The organism is Membranihabitans marinus (assembly GCF_021729155.1).
Lineage (GTDB): Bacteria > Bacteroidota > Bacteroidia > Chitinophagales > Saprospiraceae > Membranihabitans > Membranihabitans marinus.
Map to the genome: position 1 here is coordinate 25,304 of NZ_JAJQYA010000023.1, position 16,539 is coordinate 41,842.

Sequence of the window (16,539 nt, forward strand, 5' to 3'; positions counted from 1 at the left end):
GAGAAGAAATTTTTGCAAATCAATCATCATTATCTAATTTTTCAGTAAAACTGGCAGTGAAATACTTTTTTTTATGTGGGTTTTCCCCCTGAATATCGTCTAAAAACGGTTCTGGAATTAGGCATTCACGTCCTGTGATGGTGTGGAGTAGGGGATGCTGGGGGTTTTCCATGAATTAATTTAAAATTATTGAAAATATTCTACACAATTTTTAGAGTTGAACGTTATAATGTTAAAATTGTCATATAATGCCCATAAAATTATATATGTTTGTGGTCGCGAAGGGTGTGGTTTGTGGAAATTTAATACTGAATTAATATTCGTTTTTGAAATATTAGTGACATTTGCAATTATTAACTAATTTTAATTAACATTATGAAAAGATTGTTACTTGTTTTTGGAATAGTGTGTTTTGGAGCTCTTTGGGCACAGGCACAACAAACTATTCGAGGAAATGTGATGGAAGCAGGTTCAGATGAGCCATTAATAGGAGCTTCGATTTTGGTCGTAGGTAGCGACCAAGGTACAATTACTGACTTCGATGGTAGCTTTGAGTTGTCGAACATCCCTAACAATGCGACAGAAGTCAAAGTATCTTACATAGGATTTGAATCAAAAATTGTTAAGATTTCGGGGCAAATGGACTTGGGTGTCATTGAATTGGAACTCAGTGCCATAGGTTTGAAACAGGTAGAGATCGTAGCTAGTGTAGCTGTAGACAGAAAAACTCCAGTGGCTGTCTCTACGATTGGACGTACATTTATTGCGGAAAATGCATCTAATCAAGAATATCCTGAATTATTAAAATCTACTCCTGGTGTATATGCTACAAAGACAGGGGGTGGATACGGTGATTCGCGGATCAACGTTAGAGGGTTTAACTCCACCAATGTAGCCGTGACCATCAATGGTGTGCCGGTAAATGATATGGAAAATGGACGAGTATATTGGTCAAACTGGGCTGGTTTAACTGATGTTACTCGATCAATGCAGGTACAACGTGGTTTGGGTGCTTCTAAAGTAGCTGTGCCTTCTGTTGGGGGAACGGTCAATATATTGACCAATACCATTGATATGGAAAAAGGAGGTTCTGTATTTTACGGAATCGGAAACGACAATTATCGTAAAGTATCTTTTGATTATTCCTCTGGTCTAACGGATAACAACTGGGCATTTACAGTCCTCGCTTCCAAAATTGAAGGTGATGGTTGGGCTGAAGGATTAAACTTCGAAGGATATAATTACTTCTTCAATGTATCTAAAGTAATCAATAAAAAACACACTCTGTCATTGACTGGATTTGGTGCACCTCAGCGTCATGGTCAGCGTCAGAATCAACAGACTATTCAGTCTTTTAGAAATGCTCCTCAAGGTTTGAAATACAATGCCGACTACGGTTATCTCAATGGACAGTTGGTCAATGTAGAAGATAACTTCTACCACAAACCACAATTTTCATTGAACCATTATTGGACCATCAACTCTACTTCTGATCTTTCTACTGCCATATATGCTTCTACCGGTACTGGGGGAGGAGGTGGAACAGCCACCGATGGATCAGTGGGATTCAATGAATTTAGAACTGGCGATCAATATAGTCCCTATGATTTGGATGCTATAGTAGAAAAAAACCTAACCTCTCAAGATGGTCATGCATTTGCTTATTTAAGAGCGAGTAGAAATGATCACAAATGGTATGGTATGTTGAGTACTTATAACAAAAAATTGAGCAACGACTTCAATTTACTTGCCGGATTGGACTTGAGATCTTACAAAGGTATTCACTTCTCAGAAGTAACCGATTTGCTCGGTGCAGATTATGCCTTGGATGACAACGATATCAACAATCCCAACAGAAGATTGAAAGTAGGAGATAAAAGAGATTATGCCAATGATGGTATCGTGTTGTGGGAAGGTGGTTACTTGCAGGGAGAGTATAGCTCAGGTCCCTTGTCTGCCTTTTTATCATTGTCGGCTTCGAATACTTCATACAAAAGAATCGACTATTACAATTATTTAGATAGTGATCCATTACAGGAGACTGACTTCCAAAATTTCTTTGGTTACCAAATCAAAGGGGGAGCCAACTACAACGTCAATAAAAATCACAACTTTTTCGCCAACTTAGGTTACTTTGAAAAAGCACCAGATTTTGACGCAGTATTCCAAAACTTTAGAAATGATATCAATGCCGATGCTGAGAATCAAAAAATATTGAGTTTCGAATTGGGCTATGGTTTCAGAAGCTCGGCATTTAAAGCCAACATCAATGTATATAGAACGACTTGGAACGATAGAACTTTTACCAAAAGCTTTAATGCTCAAGACGATCCCAACACTGTGATCGACGAGAGTCTAGCAGAATTATTTGCCAATATCCTAGGGGTAAATGCTATTCACCAAGGCGTTGAGTTAGATTTTGTATATGAGCCAACTACTAGATTTACACTTCGAGGTATGTTGTCAATAGGAGACTGGACATGGGATGAAAATGTGGATGGAGTATCCATTATAGATGAGCGTCAGAATGTTGTAGGAACCATTCCTACTTTGTTTATCAAAGGTTTAAAAGTGGGGGATGCCGCACAAACAACGGGATCTTTAATCGCAGATTACAGAGTAATCGATGATTTGAAATTGGGGATTACCTATAATTATTACGCCAATTTATATGCCGAATATGATCCAATCGATCGTATAAGTGATGAAAACGGTATTGTTCAATCATGGAAGATCCCCGATGTGGGAGTATTCGATGCCAAGGCAGTATTCGATTTCAAAATAGGCACATTGGATGCATCTTTATATGCCAACGTTAACAATCTCTTCAACGAAGAGTACATAACCGATGCTCAAGATGGTGACGGCGATGGCGATGGAATAGGTGATGCTGCTGGAGCTAGAGTATTTTACGGATTGGGAAGAACATGGACCACAGGTCTTAAAATAAGATTTTAATATTGACAGAATTGTGTCCCTGAATAAATTAAATATTTAGAGACAATAAAACTTCAAAAACAATAAAAAATGAAAAATATATATTTGATGTTGTCCGGTTTGGTATTGGTCTTGGGATTGTTCTCCTGTGATTCATTAAAAGATACCTATGCCGAATTAGATGAAAATTATCAAGACCCCAGTGGGATTCAGGAATTGTCCATTACAATGGGTGATGACGAATACCAATTGTTGGAAGATGTAGATGGCGCAGAGAGCATTGCCAATTACAAAAGTTTTTCATCAGAAGATGAAGCAAAAACCTATATTCCATACGTATTGGATTATTTATATCCTCAGTTGGGCAAAGGAGCTAGTGCTTCGGTAGATTATCATATCTACAGCGCCATTGTATCAAACAATGAATACAGTTTCGAATTAACCGATGCAGATTACCAAGCCCTTGGTCAAGAAGAGGGAAGTTTGGATAGTCAATGGGATGTGTTTGATGCTGTTGAATACAAATTAGCTAATCCAGAACATTTGGATTTGGTTTCTCTAGAATACGTATATGATGACGGAACGACGGTAGATACCGTTATCGGAAAAATCGCACGTTACAACGATGATTGGTTATTGGCCGATCAGCCTACATCAGAGGAATACGCTATGATGGGACAGAGTTTTCCCAATTTTTCGAGCCGAACAACGGCCAAGAGAAATTTGGCGATTTTACTTGACCAAAAGTATCCTTTTGCCTATGAAGGCGATGTGAAAGCTGTGGTGTTTACCTATACTTATGTGCCTAGTGGAGGAGATAGAGTGTTTGAAGACTACTTAGCTATATTCGAATTTGATGGCAGTCAATGGATGGTGATTCCAGATCTTAAAGTGGCAAATTTGAAATTTGGATTCGATGGCAGTCAGTGGGTACCTGACAATACCATAAGATTTACCCTGTCTTCGGCTGACTTTAGTTTGATAGGAGGAAATCAAGGAGGTGATGCCGGTGAAAGTGCTGGAAATTACGGAAACTTTGATCGACGACCAACCGGATCTGCTTATTGGAGTGATGAAATGATATTGGCGGGAATCAACTTTTTATTGAATACCAATTATCCTTCTTCCGCAGTGGGTCAAAAATATTTGATTACTTATGCTATCTACGATGGTGGTGCGGGTACTGAAGATATATACGTGATTAAAGACAGTTCTGGAGAATATATTTATTACGAAGAATAGAACTTTTTTTTAAGAAAAAATTTAGATATCTTTTGGGCAGGTTCTTGTAAACATCAAGGACCTGCTTTTCGTTTATAGAATATGAGACTACCGAAAGATTTTAAAATAGGCATAACACTTTCAGGAGGTGCTTCTTATGGCATCGCCCATATTGGTGTATTGAAGGCTCTCAGAGAATATGGGATAGAGCCTCACTTCATTTATGGCACCAGTGCAGGAGCCATAGTCAATGTGCTTTATGCCAATGGTGGCAGTATTCGCGATTTAAAACAATTTGCTAGGGAAAGTAAAATTAGCAAGATGGTGCGCTGGACTATTCCCAGAATGGGTTTTATTCCTCTGGATAGTCTTGAGAAAAGAATAGCAGATGCCTGTGGTTATGAAAACCTAGAAGATTTACCTATATCCAGCCATATCGGAGTGACGAATCTCGAAACGGGAGAACACGAAACATTATCCACTGGCAATATAGCCAAAGCGGTTACCGCATCATGTGCCATACCGGTCTTCTTTCGACCTGTAGAAATCAATAATAATCTATATGTAGATGGGGGAGTGTCCAATAATATGCCGGCTCGGTTTCTCAGAGACAGATGTGATTTTGTAATCGGTTCCAATGTAGTAGAAGCGGTCACAGTTGAACGCAAAGAATTCAGTTCCTTTAAAAAAATCATGGAGCGAACCCTGACCATATCATTGATTACCAGAACAGGGATTAATTATCAAGACTGTGATTTTGTAGTAGAACCTACAGGGATGGCAGCCTATGCCAAATTTGATTTTGGTAAAGTAGATCAAATGATAGAAATGGGGTATCGAAAAACCATTCACGACTTACCCGTTATTCTAGATAGAATGAGACAGAAAATAGCCATTAAGTACAATGGTTCTATGAAGGAAGAAGATTTCGAAAAATCATCTATGTTCGAACTCCCCGCCTAAACGGATTGAAATAGTGCACGGTCTTTAATCCAGCGTCACTGAGAAGGTTCTGGCATCATCGAGGTCTACGGCTATATTCTCTTTCAGAGTAGTGGCTAGGGACAAACCGACATAGTCCACGTGAATAGGGAATTTTTTATGGGTTCTATCAACGAGAACAGCGGCTTCTAGTTTCTTTGGCAATATGTCCAATAGTGGTTTGGTGGCATAAAACAATGTTCTACCCGAATTGGCAACATCGTCTACCAAGATCAATCTTTGCCCATGCAACTTTTGAGCATCGATGGATAGTTTTACCGCTTCATTGACAGGATCTTCAGTATTGACCTGAACATTGACCAAATAAGTCTTCGTCAATTTATAACGATCCATTTCTTTTTTTATCAATTCCGCAAAACGAAATCCTCTGTTATTTACTCCGATTAAGTAAATTTCTGTGGCCTTCGAATTCCTTTCTAGGATTTCGATTGAGAGGCGTTTTATTTTTTGTTTTATCTGTTTGTGCTGAATGATTTCCATGATGTAAAAATAAAAATTGGTGGCTCAATCTTATAGTTATTTTATTTAATATTTTAGGATTCGTTCAAATTTTAAAGTTTTATGATCATCTTTGGAATATTTTCAGGATAAGTTGAACCTATTTTTTTTATATGAAAGCGGGACAAATTATTTTTATAATCATCTTGGCTGTTGTTGCCTACCTAGCTTATAAGAGCTATTCAAAGATTATTTATAATATAAGATTAGGCAAAGCCAATCGGATTGTTGATCGCCCAAAAGACAGATGGCGAAATGTAATCTTGATCGCCTTAGGTCAGAAAAAAATGTTTAAAAAAGTAGTACCTGCTTTTTTACATCTATTCATTTACTTGGCCTTTTTGCTCACTCAAGTAGAGTTGATAGAGATTCTATTGGATGGAATATTGGGTAAACACCGTATTTTGGCTCCTGTATTGGGTGGTTTTTATACCTTGGTGATTGCCACTGTGGAGATACTATCTGTATTGGCACTGGTCGCTACATCGGCCTTCTTAATTAGAAGACTGATTTTGAAAATCCCTCGTTTCTTTCAATCCGAAATGATAGGTTGGCCCAGCAAAGACGCTATAATTATATTGGGACTTGAAGCGCTATTGTTGTTTGCGATCTTTACCATGAATGGCACCGATGTCCTTCTGCAAGGTATCATGCCAGAAAAATATCCAGATACAGGCACCCTTCCGGTATCACAGTTTTTGGGGCCTTGGTTGTTTGGCGGAATGGAGACCTCAACACTGATGTTTTTGGAGCGAATGGCTTGGTGGCTTCATGTACTGGCGGTATTTGGTTTTCTCTTATATTTACCTATTTCCAAACATTTACATATCCTATTGGCCTTCCCCAATACCTATTTTGCAAAACTTACACCAAAGGGAGAAATGGACAATATGCCCGATGTGATGTCTGAAGTGAAATCCATGTTGGGGCTTACAACCGATGATGTAGCTGTAGGAGATGGAGCCATGGATGAACTTCCTGAATTTGGTGCCAAAGATGTGATGGATCTACCGTGGAATCAATTGTTAGCGGCCTATACTTGTACGGAATGTGGACGATGCACCAGTCAATGTCCAGCGAATTTGACCGGGAAAAAATTGTCGCCGAGAAAAATAATGATGGATGTCAGAGACCGCGCCGAAGAGGTGGGGGAACAAATGCGCAAGCGACCAGCAGACAGCGAGGAAGTGTTTGATGACGGACGATCGCTGTTCGATTATATATCACCAGAAGAAATCCATGCATGTACTACTTGTAACGCTTGTGTGGAAGCCTGTCCTATAATGATCAATCCATTAGATATTATATTGCAGTTGAGAAGATATGAAATTCTCACCTTATCCCAAGGACCTAGCGATTGGGTTCCAATGTTTAATAGCCTTGAAAATACAGGTGCCGTTTGGCAGTTGCCCGAAGAACGCGATGCCTGGATTCGACAATAACCAAAGCGGAGTTAAATAAATGAATATGGAAGTAAAAACAATGGCCGAATTTCAAAGTGAAGGTATCCAACCTGAATTGTTGTTTTGGGTAGGATGTGCGGGAAGTTTTGATAGTCGAGCTCAGAAGATAAGTAAGAAATTGGTGGAAGTGCTAAATATGGCTAAGATAAGTTTTGCTATTCTAGGTCAAGAAGAAAGTTGCACCGGAGATCCTGCTCGTAGAGCGGGCAATGAATTTGTCTTCCAAATGTTAGCTCTTCAAAATATTGAAACCCTTAATGCCTATGCGGTAAAGAAAATTGTGACCACCTGTCCACATTGTTTCAATACATTGAAAAATGAGTATCCAGCCCTAGGGGGAAATTACGAAGTGATTCATCACTCACAATTGTTGAAATCCCTCCTAGACGAAGGTCGAATTAAGGTAGAAGGCGATGTTTTCAAAGGGAAAAAAATAACCTATCACGACTCCTGTTATCTCGGTAGAGCCAATGATATCTACGAAGCTCCGCGATCCGTTCTTGAACATTTGGACAATGAGATTGTTGAAATGCATAGATCTCGAGCTAATGGGCTCTGTTGCGGTGCCGGAGGAGGGCAAATGTTCAAAGAAGATGAACCGGGCAACAAAAGAATTAATATTGAAAGAGTGGATGAGGCCGCTAATACTGGTGCCGATATAATTGCGGTTAATTGTCCTTTCTGTTTGACGATGATGAACGATGGTGTAAAAGAAAAAGACAAAAATATCATGGTATATGATATAAGTGAGTTAATTTTGCAGAAATAATCCAACTGAGGTTAAAAATAATATGGAGACAATAACAGTCGGTTCTTTAAAGGATAGTGCAAGAATATGGATCTATAAGTCAGATCGCGTGCTCAATGACAAAGAAATTGAATGTATTAATAGAAAATTAGATTCGTTTCTCGATCAATGGAATACCCACGGTAAAAATCTTGTCGCTGAAGCTTGGGTGGAAGATAATGTTTTTATTATCCTTGCCATCGACGAAGATCATCAATCAGCCAGCGGTTGCTCTATCGATCAATCCGTCCACTTTATCAGACAAATTGGAGATAGAATGAACATTGATTTCTTCGATAGAATGGTCTTTGTTTATCAAGACGATGAGGCCGAAGTCCATTTTGTCGGTGCTAGAGATCTGTGTAAACTATACGAAAAAGGTATTGTCGATGACGATACTTTGTTCTACAATACATTACTGGAAGATAAAGGCAGTTGGAATCAGAAAAAATTGCAACCCCTAGCCAAAAGTTGGCATTCAAAGTTCCTATAAAAGGGAATTATTTTCACTTTTAATGTATTGATTTACTAAATCTTTTCTAGCAATATTCAAAAAGTAAATCCATGCTGAAGAAAGTAAAAAAATGGTTGGGAATAGAAGGCGTCAAAATCAATGTCGTCGTCGATGACGCTATATACTTAAAAGATAAGCAGATTAAAGGTCAATTGGTCTTTGAGAGCAAACAGGATAGTGAAATACTTCGTTTGCGGATGCGTCTCATTGAAAAATTTTCTAGAGGCAGAAGACATGAAAAATTAATCGATGAATACGAGTTGGGCCAAATGGCTATGGAAAAACACATTTTTGTCGGAGAAGATGAATTGGTCGAATTAGATTTTGTTTTGCCCTTTCAGCCCATTCATTCGGAAATGGACAAATATCAAGATAAAAATATACTACTTAAGGGCTTGGTTAAGTCGGCTAAATGGGTTCGGGGAGTGAAGTCTATTTATCGAATTGAAGTAGAAGTAGATGTCAAAGGTATGGCCATCAGTCCATTGGTCAAAAAAGAAATCAAGATCTTGTCTTAGCCTCCATCTTAAATCACTGACCATCCTAGTATTCGATGGTAAGATTTCTATACTCACCAGTGTATTTCTCCATTGTAAATTCATCTGGTAATATTCCAATTTTTGGTTTCGTTTTTTCTGTGGCAACCATCTTGCTGAGAATATTGGTCACATTTTTTATTTTGAATCACTGGAATTGATCACTTGGTGCTTGAGTTTTTCTGCTATCTTTTGATTTAGCCATGTTACAGATACAATCTTGCTATCGGAAGCAATCTTAGCTTGAAGAGCTTCCCATTTGTGAATTTCATGGTCTTCGATTTTTATCATTTGACCTAAGATGGAAATAAAACGCAAATGTCTATGAAATTTATCGGCCGACATCGATGGTTTTTTACGACGTAAATAGGTGTTGAAAGTAGGTAGGAAATTGGTTAGTAGGATTTTTTCATTCAGTTCGTAATAGGTCGCAGCCAAGGTCAATTTGGATTGTAAATTAAAGGATACATCAAGGTATTCTACATTCATTAGGCTCTCCATTACCTTATCGTATTCCTTCATATTGAAGTAGAGTTGACCCAAGCTAAGCATCTTTGTCGCCAGTTGTTTGTCGGCTTCCAAATAGCCGTGGTTTTCTTCAATGAAGTTCTGAGCCCATTCAAATTCCTCAATTCTAATTGCAATTAATACGATATTTCTAAAAGTCGTCGATGGAAGGACTTCCTTGGTCATTAGTAATCTATTGGCCAACATGGTTTCATACCATTCAAATGATTCGCGATAAAACTGGGTTTGATTTTGATTGATTTTTCCGATGCAATACGATAGGGCTATGGTAGAGAGCTCTCTTGAGTTACTGGGTTCGAGAATGTCAATGCAGTCCAGTAAAGTGTCCTTTAATGCGTAGTACATTTCATCTGCTATCTCAGATTGATAGGTTTTTACAGCGTAGTAATAGAGCTTGATTATGGGATTGTCTAAGAATTGCTGTTCTTCAATTAATTGGAATATGGTGTTGAGAAAGGGCAGTTCTTTTTCTATCTGGATATATTTTTGTCTAGAGAAAATACTGAGGGCTACTCGGAGTTTTTCGATAATAAAGAACTGGTTGAGATTTTGATCCAGAGCCTCAATATTGGCTGGAGACCAAGCAGAACTCGAATGTTGAAGGGTCTCGTATTCTATCTCCTCAATGCGATATTGGTAATAATAGGTAGACCCAGATATTTTCTTCCTGTTTAACAGTTGTTTCTTGGTCTTAGAAATCGCTGGTTTCATTACATTGTCATCGATTTCTTGTTGTCGTAAATAGTGCAAGTAGTGTACACTTTTAGATTTTTGATTGTCGTGAAATTGGATGTGGGCAATTGCAGATTCCAATTCACTAAATAAATCGGTACACAATTTCCGAAATCGACCATCGTTAAATGCTTCTTTGCCAAATATTTTTCTCCACAGTTTTTCCTTGTCCAATATTGCAGAAGTCCCAGCAGCACTGGGAGCTAAAAGATCGAGTAACTTTATCACTTTAGGACTATCACTGCTTAATCCAGATTGCAAAAAGGACTTAATTCTTTTAATTTCTCTGTCAGATATTTGATTTAGGAGCTGGTATAATTTGGTTTTTTCCATATTTAACATTGTAATAAGCAAAGCTATGGCCTTGTTGTGATATTAATACGTTGAATAGTCGTATATTGCATAGGAATCCCGTAATCCTAACGAACATGTTGCAATGTAAGTATCGCATTCAATTTATCTTGTGTTTTTTTATAATTCTTCAATCACAGATTGGACAATCCCAGAATTTAGCCAATTTTCAAGAAGAAAAATTCATTGTTGGTGAAAAATGGCAAAAGGAGATCCAAAGCACATCAAAACCTGTGGTTTTTCAATCTCCAAAATACGGATCTTTTGAAATAAGTGCACGCAATAATCAAACTTACGACTTAATTTATGACAACGGAGGACATAATCAATACGATACCGTCCTGTTGTTGGTCGACCAACAAATCTTATCTTTTGCATTAAAACCAAAATTTATTGTAGCCAATACCGAAGTGGTTTACGGTTATACTGGTTTAAATGAAACCGTTGATGTATTGGATAACGATCGTTCTTATTCTAGTAAAGAGGTCAAGTATCTACCGTTTCAAGAAGGATTGGTGGTTAGTAAAGCGGGAGAAAGAGTAAGAATAAGTAATGTAGAGAAGGGGATTCAATATTTTGTGTATACCGCATGTGATGACCTCGGACAATGCGATGAAGCCAAGGTTGCGGTGATTGGCTTACAGCCCGATTGGACGAATGAAAAAATATCTTGGTTTTATTACAACAATGAATCCATGGATTTACCTCTGCCAGGAGATGATTTTTATTTATTTTCTTCTAATTTGCCTGGGGTGGAAATTACCGCTGATCATCAATTACACCTGCCCTCCAATTCTACAGCCAAAGGTCGCTATGAGGTAGTGGTTAAAGATCTTCAGGGCAGACAATTGTCCTTTGATCTCACCCTCGATAACCCCTGGAATTACAATACCTTTAATCAGCCGGATCGAATATATATTCATCCAGGTCAGAGTTTGAAAGTGGATATTAGCCAGAATGATTTGTTGGAAAATATTCAGGAAGTATTAAATATTGGTCAAGGTATTCAAGTTAGAAAATCTGGTAATGGAGAGGTCAATGTGACCAGCTTAAATAGTTTTCAAGGTATCACCTCATTTGACTATATTTCCTGTGCTTTTGGAATTTGTGATACCGCCAAGGTGGAAGTCTATGTCGATGCTTTTAAACCAGCACTTTCGACATTTAAATTTGATATTGATCCCAATGCTGATTATGTACTGCCCTTTGACAATCCCAATCCCAATTTTGAATTGGAAATAATAGAGCAAGGGAATAAGGGAATAGCTAGCATCTTGCCTGGAAATTTAATTAAATACAGTCCAAGTGAGAATTTTTCTGATGAAGATAAAGTGAGATTTAAATACTCGGTCAATACTGCCAATTATCAGTTCTCCAGTGAGCATGAAATTATCTTTAGGCCTTCATCACTGAGCTTTGATGCCAATTGTGATAAATGTATTTGGTCGGGAGATACAGATTTGTCCAATGTAGTTGACTTTAAAGATATTCAGTCCATAGCTCGCTATATAGGAGAAGTGGGGTCTCAACGCAATGGAGGTGTTCTGTGGAAGCCTCAGAATAACGAGGAGTGGTTTAATCAAGAAAATAAGAATATTCAATATTTTGATGCTGACGGAGATGGAATTATCACCAAGGACGATGTCTATCCTGTAGTGTATCACTATGGATTGCATCACGGTCTTTTCTCCACCCCAATAGCGGATCCCAGTATCCCCGTGCAAATCCAAACTTCTAAGTCAGTACTCCAGCCAGGAGATATCGTAGAGTTGGGAATATATTTGGGAGATGAAGACAGCCAATTAAGAGGGGTTAATGGAATCAGTTTGGAGGTGAATTACGACCAAGATTTGGTAGATGGTGAAGATGTCAAAGTTTTAAACGATCATTCCACTTGGTTGAAATCCAATGAGCCCACCATTGAAGTGGTTACTCAAGGGCTGTCCAACAACGTGGTTGCCGGTCAATATAGAGTATCTACCTTCGATCAAAATGGACATGGATTGGCCATGAAAATGAGTATTATTGTCGAAGATGAAATTGAAGGTTTTACCACCATTCGTTCGGCGAAAAAAGAATTGGAGTTAGAATTAAAAAATATTGTAGTTCACACTGCCTTTGGCAGTATTTCATTGCCCGATCAAAAAATAGTCATTCCTTTTAGCGAAGATCTAGACTCGGATACCGATCTGGGGCAAAATTGGAATGTCTTTCCCAATCCAACCACGAATGAGATCTCCATCTCAGGAGAGGACTTATACAAAATTGAACAGCTCACTATATATAATATGCAGGGGCAGGTGATGAATTCAGTCGAAGTAGATTATCGGCAAGATTTGCCGCGAATGTACCTCGACCGATTGGTGGAAGGGATGTATTTGTTGGAAATAACAGCCGATGGCAAAAAGGCAGTTAAGAGATTTTCAGTAATACATTAAAATTCATAAAGCGATATATTCAATTCTATAGTTTCCGACCCTCTATACTTCTATAGACAAAAGGCGAAATATACTTTATTAATATACTAGTTTGAATACCAAATGCATTTGGTATTAGCCATAAAACAGGACTACAATCGTCTGGTATTGACGATGTCCAATAAGTCGTCCTTATAGTTTTTGCCAATGGGTAATTTCACTCTTTCATTTTTTATGATCAATTCTAGATAATTGCCTTCTACCGATTTGATTTTATCTAAATTGACAATATAAGATCGGTGAATTCTTATGAAATTATGACTAGAAAGCTTTTCTTCCAGACTCTTCATCGTCTGAAGGGTAACAATTTTCGATATTTCGGTTTTGATAATGACATAATCTTTTAAACCTTCGATATAAAAGATTTCATCAAAATGAAGTCGGTGAAGCTTTTTGTCCGATTTTACAAAGATACTGTCTTCGAATGCTTCCGTGTTTTTCCCTAAATCCTGTCGAACTTTGTCGATGGCTTTTTCAAATCTCTCTTTAGATATCGGTTTCAATAAATAATCTACTGCCTCGAGTTCAAAACCCTCTAATGCATATTCTTTAAATGCTGTAGTAAATACAACAAGTGGAGGATTTTCAAGAATTTTTAAAAAATCAATTCCATTTAGCTGAGGCATTTGAATGTCCAGGAACATTACATCAACTTCTTGTTCTTTTAATATTTTGTTGGCATCTAAGGCATTATTACAGGTGCCTACCAGTTCAAAATCTTCGTAGTTGGCTATATATGTCTCTAATATTTCCTGAGCCAATGGTTCGTCGTCTACTATTATGGTCTTAATCATGGTTTTATAGTTATAAGTTTATAATTAAATTTACTTCAAATTCGTCAATTCTTTTTTTAATATCCAATCTATGTCTGTTGGGATAGAGCAATTCTAAGCGTCGCTTTGCATTTTCCAATCCAATACCACCACTTTTTTTCTGTAGATTGGCGATGTGTAATTGTGGTGATACACTATTGACGATTTTAAAATTCAGGTTGTGGTTGTCAACGGTACATTTCAGACGGACAAATCCTTCAGAGACGTTATTGACTCCATGTTTGAAGCTATTCTCTACAAATGTGATAAGGAGTAGGGGAGCTATATTGTGGCCGTCAAGAGGCCCGTCAATAGTGAAGGATATTTCATTGTTTTTACCCTTTCTGACTTTTTCAAGTTCTAAATAGTTTCTGATATAATTGATTTCTTGTTCTAGGGGAACAACAGCCTCATTGCAATCATAGAGCATATATCTCATGATCTCTGACAACTTAAGTACGAGTTCTGGTGCTTCGTCAGATTTTTTCAGGGTATGGGCGTATATACTATTTAGAGAATTGAACAAGAAATGTGGATTGATCTGAGTTTTTAAAAAATTGAGTTCCGTCTCTATATTCGTAGTATACAGGGCGGCAACTTCTCCTCTTTTTTTCAGCCAATCAATGATAATGGCGTAAATTAGTGAGGCCAAGGCCACAAAAATTTCAATCAATATCACTGTGGTGTAGTTAAAGTAGTAGAGATTGGCCAAGGAGGGATATTGCCGATATATAATGATCCTCAAACTAATATATACCGGTGTTATCAATAGAATGCCGGTTATCAATAAGACAATATACAAGAGTGTTTTTTGATTGAATAGGTATTTGGGGACTAAATACAATATATTCACATACACTATAGTGGCAAAGAACAAAGTAATGGTTAGGTTTGATACAATATTGGTAATTACGTCCAATTTTTGGATATCTAAGAATACCAAGGTGCAAAAAAACACCACCCAAAATACAATATGTAGAGGTTTGGAATACTGGGCAGCATATTTATATATATGAGCGTTGAGATATGCGTTATTTTTATTTACTTTTGTCATAGTTTTAATCTCCGTAAATGAAGTATATATTTTTTAGTGTAAAAAGAATTTTATACAATATTTCATTAAATTTAGACAAACAGAGGAGAAAGTCCATCAAGTGATGGTTTCTAGAATGTTATTAATTATTAATTTTAAAAAAATCAAAAGCGTTTAAAAAAAATGGAAGTTTTTTTGTTTCCGGGTCAAGGTGCCCAATTTACCAGTATGGGACTTGAACTTTACAGGTCTAGTGCCAAGGCCAAATCACTATTTAAAGAGGCAAACAACATTCTAGGTTACGACATCAACGAGATAATGTTTGAAGGAACTGAAGAAGAATTGGCTCAAACCAGAGTAACTCAGCCAGCTATATTTATCCATTCGGTAATTACAGCTAAGATATTGGGCGTAGATAAAACTCCTGCCATGATGGCTGGACATTCTCTGGGTGAGTTTTCGGCACTTACCGTTGCCGGAGCACTTAGTTTTGAGGATGGGCTTACTTTAGTCAAAGAAAGAGCCCTTGCTATGCAAGATGCTTGCGATATGACGGAGGGAACAATGGCTGCTATATTGGGCTTGGCAGATGAGAAGATCGAAATGATATGTAAGAGTATCGACGATATCGTAGTGCCAGCCAACTACAATTCACCTGGGCAATTAGTTATTTCAGGTTCAATAGAGGGAATTAATTTGGCAGTAGAAGAACTAAAAAAAGCTGGAGCTAAACGCGCAATTATACTAAAAGTAGGGGGGGCATTTCACTCGCCACTTATGCAGCCGGCAGAAGATCATTTGGCGGATTCCATTGAGGAAGTTGAGTTTTTAGCACCTCAAGTACCGGTTTATCAGAATGTGACTGGATTGCCTGAAACCGATCCCGAAATTATAAAGGAAAATCTATTGTCTCAGTTGACAGCACCGGTGATGTGGACCCAGACTATGTTGGAAATGATAAAGAATGGGGGGAAACAATTTTATGAGATCGGAGGCAAAGGAGGTATTCTTCAGGGATTATTGAAAAAAGTGGATAGAAGTATCGAAACATACTCTTTGTAATAAGTCGCTTTAATGTCGACACATAATATGGATATAAAAATAGAAAACGGATATATATTATTGGCAGAGCCATTTATGATGGACGATCAATTCAAACGGGCAGTAGTCTTGGTTTGTGATCGTCACTCTGACGGGACTGTTGGTTTTATAATGAATAAACCGATGCAACCCAATGTTTGCGAAATTTTAGAAGATTTTCCAAATTGTGAGTGTAAGTTGCACTACGGCGGTCCTGTTTCCCATGATACTATCCATTTTCTTCATAACCGTGGAGACATCATTGACAATAGTTTACAAGTGGATAAGGATTTGTATTGGGGGGGAGATTATGATCAACTAAAAGAGTGTTTTAATAATAAACTGATGACTGCGAAGGACATAAGATTCTTCGTGGGATATGCGGGATGGTCGGCGGGACAACTCGAGGAAGAATTGTCATACCACTCTTGGGTGGTTTCTAAAATGAATATACAGCGATTGTTTGCATTGGATCAAGAAAACCTATGGGCAGAAGCGATGAGTGATAAAGGGGGAACCTATCAAGTAATATCACATATTTCAGAATTCTCTAATTTAAATTAATAGC

15 protein-coding genes are annotated in these 16,539 nt (G+C 37.8%); 10 read left to right on the top strand and 5 right to left on the bottom strand.

Features of this window, described 5'->3' with window-relative positions:
• Positions 1-19 precede the first annotated feature (19 nt).
• The gene (locus LVD51_RS13680) at positions 20-172 is read right to left on the bottom strand and encodes a hypothetical protein (RefSeq protein WP_236971953.1); all 153 of its coding nucleotides are present in this window, start codon (positions 170-172) and stop codon (positions 20-22) included.
• 203 nt (positions 173-375) lie between these two features.
• Between LVD51_RS13680 and LVD51_RS13685 the strand changes: the two genes are divergently transcribed.
• From LVD51_RS13685 to LVD51_RS13695, 3 genes are all read left to right on the top strand, one after another.
• Positions 376-2,958, top strand: coding sequence for a TonB-dependent receptor (locus LVD51_RS13685; RefSeq protein WP_236971955.1), 2,583 nt, complete (start codon positions 376-378; stop codon positions 2,956-2,958).
• Between the two features lie 69 nt (positions 2,959-3,027).
• Positions 3,028-4,179, top strand: coding sequence for a hypothetical protein (locus tag LVD51_RS13690; RefSeq protein WP_236971956.1), 1,152 nt, complete (start codon positions 3,028-3,030; stop codon positions 4,177-4,179).
• Between the two features lie 81 nt (positions 4,180-4,260).
• The gene (locus LVD51_RS13695; RefSeq protein ID WP_236971957.1) at positions 4,261-5,121 is read left to right on the top strand and encodes a patatin-like phospholipase family protein; all 861 of its coding nucleotides are present in this window, start codon (positions 4,261-4,263) and stop codon (positions 5,119-5,121) included.
• A 24-nt stretch (positions 5,122-5,145) separates the two neighbouring features.
• Here the strand turns inward: LVD51_RS13695 and LVD51_RS13700 are convergent, their stop codons facing one another.
• The gene (locus LVD51_RS13700) at positions 5,146-5,640 is read right to left on the bottom strand and encodes a phosphoribosyltransferase family protein (protein WP_236971959.1); all 495 of its coding nucleotides are present in this window, start codon (positions 5,638-5,640) and stop codon (positions 5,146-5,148) included.
• Between the two features lie 131 nt (positions 5,641-5,771).
• Here LVD51_RS13700 and LVD51_RS13705 point away from each other — a divergent pair, with 131 nt between their 5' ends.
• The 4 genes from LVD51_RS13705 to LVD51_RS13720 all read left to right on the top strand — a co-directional run bounded on the left by LVD51_RS13705 (position 5,772) and on the right by LVD51_RS13720 (position 8,940).
• A complete protein-coding gene (locus LVD51_RS13705) occupies positions 5,772-7,100 on the top strand; it encodes a (Fe-S)-binding protein (protein ID WP_236971960.1) in 1,329 nt (442 codons plus the stop codon).
• 19 nt (positions 7,101-7,119) lie between these two features.
• Positions 7,120-7,890: a (Fe-S)-binding protein gene (locus tag LVD51_RS13710; RefSeq protein ID WP_394803174.1), complete on the top strand. Its 771-nt coding sequence runs from the start codon at positions 7,120-7,122 to the stop codon at positions 7,888-7,890.
• Between the two features lie 22 nt (positions 7,891-7,912).
• Positions 7,913-8,401, top strand: coding sequence for a hypothetical protein (locus LVD51_RS13715; RefSeq protein WP_236971962.1), 489 nt, complete (start codon positions 7,913-7,915; stop codon positions 8,399-8,401).
• A 71-nt stretch (positions 8,402-8,472) separates the two neighbouring features.
• On the top strand, positions 8,473-8,940 hold the full coding sequence (locus LVD51_RS13720; RefSeq protein ID WP_236971963.1) for a hypothetical protein: 468 nt from the start codon (positions 8,473-8,475) through the stop codon (positions 8,938-8,940).
• Between the two features lie 156 nt (positions 8,941-9,096).
• Here the strand turns inward: LVD51_RS13720 and LVD51_RS13725 are convergent, their stop codons facing one another.
• Positions 9,097-10,551 (bottom strand): hypothetical protein, encoded by a 1,455-nt coding sequence (locus LVD51_RS13725; protein ID WP_236971964.1) that lies wholly within the window; start codon positions 10,549-10,551, stop codon positions 9,097-9,099.
• A 95-nt stretch (positions 10,552-10,646) separates the two neighbouring features.
• Between LVD51_RS13725 and LVD51_RS13730 the strand changes: the two genes are divergently transcribed.
• Positions 10,647-13,007, top strand: a complete 2,361-nt coding sequence (locus LVD51_RS13730; protein ID WP_236971966.1) for a T9SS type A sorting domain-containing protein — start codon at positions 10,647-10,649, stop codon at positions 13,005-13,007.
• A 131-nt stretch (positions 13,008-13,138) separates the two neighbouring features.
• Here the strand turns inward: LVD51_RS13730 and LVD51_RS13735 are convergent, their stop codons facing one another.
• Both LVD51_RS13735 and LVD51_RS13740 read right to left on the bottom strand, forming a co-directional pair.
• Positions 13,139-13,840 (bottom strand): LytR/AlgR family response regulator transcription factor, encoded by a 702-nt coding sequence (locus LVD51_RS13735; RefSeq protein WP_236971967.1) that lies wholly within the window; start codon positions 13,838-13,840, stop codon positions 13,139-13,141.
• Positions 13,841-13,850: 10 nt separating this feature from the next.
• A complete protein-coding gene (locus tag LVD51_RS13740; protein ID WP_236971968.1) occupies positions 13,851-14,912 on the bottom strand; it encodes a sensor histidine kinase in 1,062 nt (353 codons plus the stop codon).
• A 162-nt stretch (positions 14,913-15,074) separates the two neighbouring features.
• Here LVD51_RS13740 and fabD point away from each other — a divergent pair, with 162 nt between their 5' ends.
• A complete protein-coding gene (gene fabD, locus LVD51_RS13745) occupies positions 15,075-15,953 on the top strand; it encodes an ACP S-malonyltransferase (RefSeq protein WP_236971969.1) in 879 nt (292 codons plus the stop codon).
• A 12-nt stretch (positions 15,954-15,965) separates the two neighbouring features.
• Entirely contained in the window at positions 15,966-16,535 is a 570-nt protein-coding gene (locus tag LVD51_RS13750) for a YqgE/AlgH family protein (RefSeq protein ID WP_236971971.1), read from the top strand.
• Positions 16,536-16,539: the final 4 nt, after the last annotated feature.

Excerpts from the sequence above, each read along its gene's own strand:
- LVD51_RS13680 (WP_236971953.1), bottom strand. The coding sequence starts at position 172 with ATGGAAAACCCCCAGCATCCCCTACTCCACACCATCACAGGACGTGAA.
- LVD51_RS13725 (WP_236971964.1), bottom strand. The coding sequence starts at position 10,551 with ATGGAAAAAACCAAATTATACCAGCTCCTAAATCAAATATCTGACAGA.
- LVD51_RS13705 (WP_236971960.1), top strand. The coding sequence starts at position 5,772 with ATGAAAGCGGGACAAATTATTTTTATAATCATCTTGGCTGTTGTTGCC.
- LVD51_RS13695 (WP_236971957.1), top strand. The coding sequence starts at position 4,261 with ATGAGACTACCGAAAGATTTTAAAATAGGCATAACACTTTCAGGAGGT.
- LVD51_RS13730 (WP_236971966.1), top strand. The coding sequence starts at position 10,647 with ATGTTGCAATGTAAGTATCGCATTCAATTTATCTTGTGTTTTTTTATA.
- LVD51_RS13715 (WP_236971962.1), top strand. The coding sequence starts at position 7,913 with ATGGAGACAATAACAGTCGGTTCTTTAAAGGATAGTGCAAGAATATGG.
- LVD51_RS13700 (WP_236971959.1), bottom strand. The coding sequence starts at position 5,640 with ATGGAAATCATTCAGCACAAACAGATAAAACAAAAAATAAAACGCCTC.
- LVD51_RS13735 (WP_236971967.1), bottom strand. The coding sequence starts at position 13,840 with ATGATTAAGACCATAATAGTAGACGACGAACCATTGGCTCAGGAAATA.
- LVD51_RS13720 (WP_236971963.1), top strand. The coding sequence starts at position 8,473 with ATGCTGAAGAAAGTAAAAAAATGGTTGGGAATAGAAGGCGTCAAAATC.
- LVD51_RS13710 (WP_394803174.1), top strand. The coding sequence starts at position 7,120 with ATGAATATGGAAGTAAAAACAATGGCCGAATTTCAAAGTGAAGGTATC.
- LVD51_RS13750 (WP_236971971.1), top strand. The coding sequence starts at position 15,966 with ATGTCGACACATAATATGGATATAAAAATAGAAAACGGATATATATTA.
- fabD (WP_236971969.1), top strand. The coding sequence starts at position 15,075 with ATGGAAGTTTTTTTGTTTCCGGGTCAAGGTGCCCAATTTACCAGTATG.
- LVD51_RS13690 (WP_236971956.1), top strand. The coding sequence starts at position 3,028 with ATGAAAAATATATATTTGATGTTGTCCGGTTTGGTATTGGTCTTGGGA.
- LVD51_RS13685 (WP_236971955.1), top strand. The coding sequence starts at position 376 with ATGAAAAGATTGTTACTTGTTTTTGGAATAGTGTGTTTTGGAGCTCTT.
- LVD51_RS13740 (WP_236971968.1), bottom strand. The coding sequence starts at position 14,912 with ATGACAAAAGTAAATAAAAATAACGCATATCTCAACGCTCATATATAT.